The following is a 6949-nucleotide window of genomic DNA, read 5'->3' on the forward strand; positions in this document are numbered from 1 at the left end:
ACAAAATGGACTACTTAAAGATAAAAAACCTATCGAGTAATACAGGTAATTTTTCACTTCACAACATAGATCTAGATATACAAAAAAATGAGTATTTTGTTCTTCTTGGTCAGAGTGGTAGTGGAAAAACTATGTTACTGGAGACTATTGCCGGATTAAATCCATGTACTGGAAACATAATTTTTAAAGGCGATGATATTTCTTTGCTACCAACAGAGAAGAGAGATATAGGTTTTGTATATCAGGATTTTGCATTATTTCCAAATCTTAATGTTGAAGAAAACATTAGGTTTTCATCTCAATATAAAACAATAGAAGATGCAGATGAGCTGTTTCAAGATCTTGTAGATTTTTTAAAGCTAGAAAATCTTCTTGAACGTTCAACACAGGATTTAAGTGGTGGTGAAAAGCAACGTGTAGCAATAGCAAGAGCTTTATTTTCAAGACCGAAGTTACTTCTTTTAGACGAGCCTTTAAGTGCTATTGACCCGACTTTTAGAAATGCGATTATGAAGAGTTTAAAAGACATACATAGAAAGTATGACGTTATCACTATTCATGTAACACATAACTTTAGAGAAGCATCTTACCTAGCTGATAAGATTGCAATTATTATGGATGGTGAAATCAAGCAGGTCGGAGCGGCGAAGGATGTTCTCAACCAACCAGCAAATATTGAAGTAGCAAAATTCTTAGGCTTTAAAAACATCTTTCCAGCAACAATGCTTGGATATGAATCTTCTGCAAAAGTGTACTCAGTAGATCCCAATGTTATTAAAGTTGCTAAGAATGGCACGCTTACAACTGACTATGTTTTTGAAGGAATAGTTGACGAATGTATGGGAATAGTTGATCACTACAAACTTTTTGTAAAAGTAAAACAGCATCAGTTTTTTATAAAAATCTTAAAAAGAGACTATGAAGGATGTTATGCAGATAGAACGAACATAATCCAAATCGGGTTTGATAAAAAAGACATCAGTTTCATCTAGAGAGCTAAGTATATATACTTAAACTAACAACAAATAAAAAGGAAATAAATAAAATGAGAACAACAGCTATCAAGAGTCTATTAGTAAGTACTCTGGTATTATCAACAAGTCTATACGCAGCAGAGGAAGCACCAAAACATGCATTAAAAACGAATTATCAAATGGTATATAATGAAAAGCCGGGTTCTGTTGATAGTCTTGGTAAAATGTTTACCCAGGGTATGTTTTATGGACGTCTTCGTTCTAACACTTTTTATTATGCGTGGGAAGAAGATAATTCAGGTCAAAACACTCATATAGTAAGTGGTCTTGGTGGGTCAGTCATCTATAAAAGTGCTACTTTTGCTGATATTGATTTTACAGCAGGTCTTTACTATTCGCGAGCATTTTTTGATAATGACAGTAACCCGGTAAACCGTTTAAAGCCAGGAAAAGACACTTTGAGTAGATATGACTACACAAATACGGGAAGTAAATCTATGGGTGTTCTGGGACAAGCATATCTACGTTATCTAGGTATCCCAAAAACTGAGCTACTTGTAGGTCGTCAAATGGTTGAGACATTCTACACTAAGTCTAACGATACAAAAATGATTCCAAATACATTTGATGGTATCGTAATTGCGTCAAAAGCAATCCCAGATACTTCTATAAAATTAGGATACTTAACAGAACAAAAACTACGTGACCACACTCAGTCACATTCAACTCTTATGTATGGAGACAGTAGTTCATCTTCATCTAATAACCCTACTTGGAGTGAAAATGATGATACTGCAATGCATAAGGGACTTACATATACTCGTTTAAAAGCTGCCGGAGTAAATACTGATGCTCCATTAATTGTGGGTGATCTACACAACAAGTCTATAGACAACTTAAAACTTGACACTTCATTTTACAGCGTACCAAACTTAGTTTCTCAAGTGATGGTGGAAGCCAACTACAAAATAAAAATGAATGGGTTTTCCCTATCCCCTGGTGCACGCTACATTAAACAGTTTGATAACGGTGGTGGTGCGATTGGTGGGGCAACATACAAAGGAACACTCGCTGGATTAAGTGGTGAAGTTGGTGGGTATAAAAATGCCGATTCACTAGACTCTCAAATGTTAGCCGCTCGTTTAGTAGCAAAGTTTAGTATCTACAAACTAAACCTTGGATATTCACAGATATTTGATGAAGCTGACCTTATCACCCCATGGCGTGGGTTTCCAACATCAGGGTACACTCGTTCTATGGCTCGCTACAACTGGATGGCAAATACTAAAAGTTACCGTATAGAGTTAGTACGTAATGCGAATAAAAAAGGCGTTTATACAGATATGTTTATCCAGATGTCCATTCTTCATACAGATGCAGACGAGACGAAAGGTAATTTTGACGAAAACTATTACTACATGGGCTTTGTACAAAATATTCCTTCTTTTGCTGGTTTGCAGTGGCGTCTAAGACTTGGATACAACGATACAGACAAAGTAGATGCAGATAGTTTAGATGGACGTTTTGAGATTAACTACCTATTTTAATCTAAAGAGCACAAAGAAGGAAATAGTATGAAAGCGATAAACAAAAGCAATGTATTTAATGTCACATTAATAGTCTTGGCACTCATCATAGTATTTTTCCTTAGTGTGCCTATAATAAAAATATTTATCGGTGTGGGAAGTGACAAGCTACTTGAAACAATAAAAGATGGTGAAGCAATTGACTCTATACTTCTCACTATGAAGGTATCTGCATGGGCAATGGTTTTTGTACTCTTCACCGGTTTACCACTTGCTTATGTAATAGCCAGATATGATTTTTATGGAAAAAGTTTAGTTGAATCACTCATCGACATTCCAGTAATGATACCGCATACTGCCGCAGGTATCGCTCTACTTACAACTTTTGGAGACACACAAATAGGCGAGTTTTTTAAGTTTTTTGGTATTGAGTTTATAGGTACAGAGTATGGGATTATGATAGCTATGATGTTCTTGTCTGCACCCTTTTTAATAAACAGTGCAAAAGATGGATTTAGAAAAGTAGATGTAAAACTTGAAAAAACAGCTAGGACACTAGGTGCTTCACCTATTAATGTATTTTTCAGAATAACTATTCCAAATGCGAAAAAAGACATAATAAACGGCGCATTAATGATGTGGAGTAGAGGTCTTGGCGAATTTGGTGCCATAGTGATTTTGGTTTATCATCCAATGACTACACCAGTTTTAATTTTTGATAGGTTTAATAGTTATGGATTAAGTTACAGTGCACCCTTAGCAGCGGTAATTATAGGTTTTAGTATGTTTGTATTTTTAATAGTTAGGTTTATTACAAACCGTTTATAGTTGCAGAAAACTGGAGCTAGGCTTCAAAACCTTTATCTAGCTTTTAGTAAATACTACTAGTTCTCTCTCTTCTTCTAGAACTTGAGGTAGCTCTTGATTGTTCTTGAGAAGGTTTATACTCTTTAATCATTTTTCTTAATGCTCTGCTATTTTTAAAGAACTGCTCAGTATCTTCTAAAAGCTTATCTCCCTTAAGTGCATCCACCTGATTTTGCATAATAGAGCGTTTTAAAGAAGAAAGAACCATGAAAAGTAACCTTTGATATTTGTTTATTGTGAGCCTATATCGGACATATCTTCAGAAACTTTACAGATAATCCACATAACTTTAGTATCCGTATATTACGGGCTTTACGATTAGGCATCTCTTAATAAATGTACTAAGAATTTATTCTAATCTTTGAAGAAGCTCTTGTAAAACGGTCACGTTTTCTATATCCCTTAAAATCTATTTTTGTGACTTAATGAAAAATTCTATCTTATAGCTCCCAATACTGGAGAATCTAAACTATATTCAAAGGCCCTAGAAAAATCAATGATCCATTGCCGTATAGTATGTTAAATGAAAAAACTATTATGTATGACCAAGAAGAGGTTGATAAATGGTTGGAAAACTACAAGGGTAGAACGAAAAGGAGAGTGTAAAATAAACTGTGTAAACCTTAAAAAGTAGATTCATTTGATAAGATAATCAAGTGAATTATTATAAGGAGAGTTAACCTCTTTTGATGATATTACTAATGAGTTTAAAAATATACTCAAAGAAGTAATACAGACTGCATCACAAGAAGAACTTGGAGATGTAAAACTTTAAAAGTGGAGATTAATTCACTAGATGCAGTTTATAACTTACCTACTTCATGTACCTTTTATAAAAAAGATACATGCTGCACTAAAATATACTAAAATTATTTATAATCACCAGAATATAGTAGCTCAGATAAGTAAGCTTAAACACAGTTATTTTTATACTCTCACTTTTGATGTAAATATGATTTTTTATTCACTCTAAAACGCCATATTATAAAATTTGATTTATTTGGATTCTTGAAATCCATCGTACCATCTAAGTAACTATTTATATTATTAGATATCATATATAAATCTCCATTTTGTCCCCATGAAAAAGTGTCAGGCCAGATCATTTCTGGATTATAAAGTAGACGAGAAACTTTGTGTGTTTTCGCATCCCTATACATTACGCCATTAATACTTAATCCTGTCATATAAAGGTTATTTTCACTATCAGAGGTCATCCCATCTGTGTTAGATGGTAAGATATTGACAATTTCTACACTAGCTTGTATCTCAGCCTCTGAAACAGAAAAATCGCGTAAAATAATTGTTGGTATAGAATACAAAATATTTCCAGTTAAGTTTGTCCAATAAAGAGTTTTTCTATCACCTGTTAGGGCAATCCCATCAGCTCCAGTTATCATTGAAGCTGGTTTTGAATTTACATTAAAAAAGAAATCTTTTTCATTATTCGTAAATTTTGTCCCTGATAAGACTCTACGTGACTTGTTATTTTTTTTATCATATACAAGTAATCCACCTTCTAATGGCTTACAGAAAACACCAGAATCAGTTATATAGGCGAATCCACTATTATTATCTACTACAATATCATTTAAAAATGAGCATTCTCGATTTGTCTCTTTATCACTGAAGTTATATCTTTGCAGCTCTTTATTCTTGTCAATATCCCATAAAACTAATTTTTCATCACCAAACTTTGTTGGCTGACCTGCAATATGACCTTGGTCTAAAATCCACATAACATTATTTTCATCTATCTCAAAACCTAAAACTGACTTAATTCCCTTGGGATTAGAGATATCGTTAAAAGCTTCTGATGGATATGGAACTAGAATCTTTTCATCATTGACATTTTTAATCTTTGAGAGGGTTGCTGGAATATCTTTACCCTTCCAGCGCGCCGTTGTAGCATATATATTTTCATTGGCATCGAGTTTTATACCTTGTATTAAAGCCTGATTGTATATTTTACTCTGCTCCCAACGATTGCGAATCTTTTCATCTTTGATATCGTATTTTAAAAAGTCCCATTGGGCTATTATTTCTAATTTTGGAGTTTTAATATCATTAGATGATATAAGTAGTGTAGCTAATGATAAAAAAGTAAAAATAATTTTAATCATACTATTTCCTTCTATTTGTATGTGTCTGAATAAACCAACTCATAAGAGTGAGTATAAATTTCAATAATATTTCCAAATGGATCTTCACAGTAAACCATTTTATATGGTTTTTCATCTGGAAAATATTCTCTTATTGGCATTCTTTGTTTTCCACCTGCTGCAACTATTTTTGCGACTAAGCCTTCGATATCTGGGTCTTTTACACAAAAATGAAAAATACCTGTTTGATAAGGATTAAATTCATGCTTTGGTTTTTTGTTGTTTTTAAATTCAAATAGCTCTATCCCTATTGTGTCACTTGTTGAAAGATGAGCGATTTTAAAACTTCCCCAACCTTTACCAAATACATCAATACACATTTGCCCAATAGCAGTTTCTTGTTCTTCCAATACTACAGTTGGTGGCATCATAATATACCAACCCATTACCTCGTTATAAAATTTGACTGCCTCTTCTAAATCTGGGACTGTTATACCTATATGTGAAAATGCTCTTGGATAATTACTCATTTCTTTTCCTTTTTTTTCTTGTTGTTGTGCACCACTTAATTTAGTTGATAAACCAAGCACCATAAATGAAGCGAAAGCCGAAGTTTTCTTAAAAAAATCTCTTCTTTTCATATTGTATACCTTTGTACTTATTTTTAACTATAAGTTATGTTACAATAAAATTATAGCTACTAAAAAAGGGGCTGTAAATACGTTACTTAGAGGTAATCAGGTTACCTAAAAGTTTCCTTTGCGGTGTTTTGCAAGTTGTAGCAGAGTTACAAATTTTGAAATTTATGAGATGATAATGTATTATTTTAACAACAAAGAATATAAATGTTCACTAGAAGCAACTATGGATGTACTAAACGGTAAATGGCGTTCTCTTGTCTTATGGCATCTCATAGAAGAAAACCTGCGTTTTTCACAGATTCAGGAGATAGTGTCTGGCATCAGTAAAAAAGTACTATCAGAGCATTTAAGAGTCTTAGAAAAAAATGGTTTAATAAACCGCACAGCCTACCCCGAAGTCCCACCTCGTGTTGAGTATGAGATAACCGAAAAAGGAAAAACCATAAGCACTGCACTAATAGAGCTTGAAAAATGGGGACGAGAACATTTAGGTAAAAAGGATGGTATAAAATAAATACTAGCTTTTCTTATTGACCCTAATGAGTCCTCATTCTAAGAATATTAATAATTTTATCTTCTTCAAAAATTTCATAAATAAGTCTATGTTATTTATTATTCTTAAGATTTTGCCTCTATTGTGAACTCTTCACTATCAAATCACTCTTGCCATTTTTAACTCTATTAAGTCTTATACTGAATTAAATATTGTCTAGTTTATAGGGGGATATTCCATACTAAGTTTTTTCACAATCTCACATTAAAGCAAGTATTACCCTTAGTATTAGAAACTTCCATCTTACTTATATGCAGTCTATAAGGTAGTAGATTAATATCGATGC

The 6949-nt window shown here is 33.1% G+C and carries 7 protein-coding genes; 4 read left to right on the forward strand and 3 right to left on the reverse strand.

Annotation, left to right across the window (positions count from 1 at the left end):
* Positions 1-5 precede the first annotated feature (5 nt).
* Genes ACI9TV_RS09355 through ACI9TV_RS09365 form a run of 3 tightly spaced genes read left to right on the forward strand, consistent with a single transcriptional unit; the run spans position 6 to position 3328 of the window.
* On the forward strand, positions 6-992 hold the full coding sequence (locus ACI9TV_RS09355) for an ABC transporter ATP-binding protein (RefSeq protein WP_415250517.1): 987 nt from the start codon (positions 6-8) through the stop codon (positions 990-992).
* Positions 993-1045: 53 nt separating this feature from the next.
* Entirely contained in the window at positions 1046-2521 is a 1476-nt protein-coding gene (locus ACI9TV_RS09360) for an OprD family outer membrane porin (RefSeq protein ID WP_415250518.1), read from the forward strand.
* A gap of 27 nt (positions 2522-2548) precedes the next feature.
* Entirely contained in the window at positions 2549-3328 is a 780-nt protein-coding gene (locus tag ACI9TV_RS09365) for an ABC transporter permease (protein ID WP_415250519.1), read from the forward strand.
* A gap of 43 nt (positions 3329-3371) precedes the next feature.
* Here the strand turns inward: ACI9TV_RS09365 and ACI9TV_RS09370 are convergent, their stop codons facing one another.
* The 3 genes from ACI9TV_RS09370 to ACI9TV_RS09380 all read right to left on the reverse strand — a co-directional run bounded on the left by ACI9TV_RS09370 (position 3372) and on the right by ACI9TV_RS09380 (position 6110).
* A complete protein-coding gene (locus ACI9TV_RS09370) occupies positions 3372-3575 on the reverse strand; it encodes a hypothetical protein (RefSeq protein WP_415250520.1) in 204 nt (67 codons plus the stop codon).
* Positions 3576-4302: 727 nt separating this feature from the next.
* A complete protein-coding gene (locus ACI9TV_RS09375; protein WP_415250521.1) occupies positions 4303-5490 on the reverse strand; it encodes an L-dopachrome tautomerase-related protein in 1188 nt (395 codons plus the stop codon).
* An 11-nt stretch (positions 5491-5501) separates the two neighbouring features.
* Positions 5502-6110: a lactoylglutathione lyase family protein gene (locus ACI9TV_RS09380; protein ID WP_415250522.1), complete on the reverse strand. Its 609-nt coding sequence runs from the start codon at positions 6108-6110 to the stop codon at positions 5502-5504.
* A gap of 175 nt (positions 6111-6285) precedes the next feature.
* On the opposite strand from ACI9TV_RS09380, the gene ACI9TV_RS09385 reads away from it, so the two are divergent.
* Positions 6286-6624, forward strand: coding sequence for a winged helix-turn-helix transcriptional regulator (locus ACI9TV_RS09385; RefSeq protein WP_415250523.1), 339 nt, complete (start codon positions 6286-6288; stop codon positions 6622-6624).
* Positions 6625-6949 lie beyond the last annotated feature (325 nt).

It is taken from the genome of Sulfurimonas sp. (genome assembly GCF_047622445.1).
GTDB lineage: Bacteria > Campylobacterota > Campylobacteria > Campylobacterales > Sulfurimonadaceae > Sulfurimonas.

What these genes read in the sequence shown, in the direction of transcription:
- ACI9TV_RS09355 (WP_415250517.1), top strand. Translation starts at nt 6, where the DNA reads ATGGACTACTTAAAGATAAAAAACCTATCGAGTAATACAGGTAATTTT.
- ACI9TV_RS09360 (WP_415250518.1), top strand. Translation starts at nt 1,046, where the DNA reads ATGAGAACAACAGCTATCAAGAGTCTATTAGTAAGTACTCTGGTATTA.
- ACI9TV_RS09365 (WP_415250519.1), top strand. Translation starts at nt 2,549, where the DNA reads ATGAAAGCGATAAACAAAAGCAATGTATTTAATGTCACATTAATAGTC.
- ACI9TV_RS09370 (WP_415250520.1), bottom strand. Translation starts at nt 3,575, where the DNA reads ATGGTTCTTTCTTCTTTAAAACGCTCTATTATGCAAAATCAGGTGGAT.
- ACI9TV_RS09375 (WP_415250521.1), bottom strand. Translation starts at nt 5,490, where the DNA reads ATGATTAAAATTATTTTTACTTTTTTATCATTAGCTACACTACTTATA.
- ACI9TV_RS09380 (WP_415250522.1), bottom strand. Translation starts at nt 6,110, where the DNA reads ATGAAAAGAAGAGATTTTTTTAAGAAAACTTCGGCTTTCGCTTCATTT.
- ACI9TV_RS09385 (WP_415250523.1), top strand. Translation starts at nt 6,286, where the DNA reads ATGTATTATTTTAACAACAAAGAATATAAATGTTCACTAGAAGCAACT.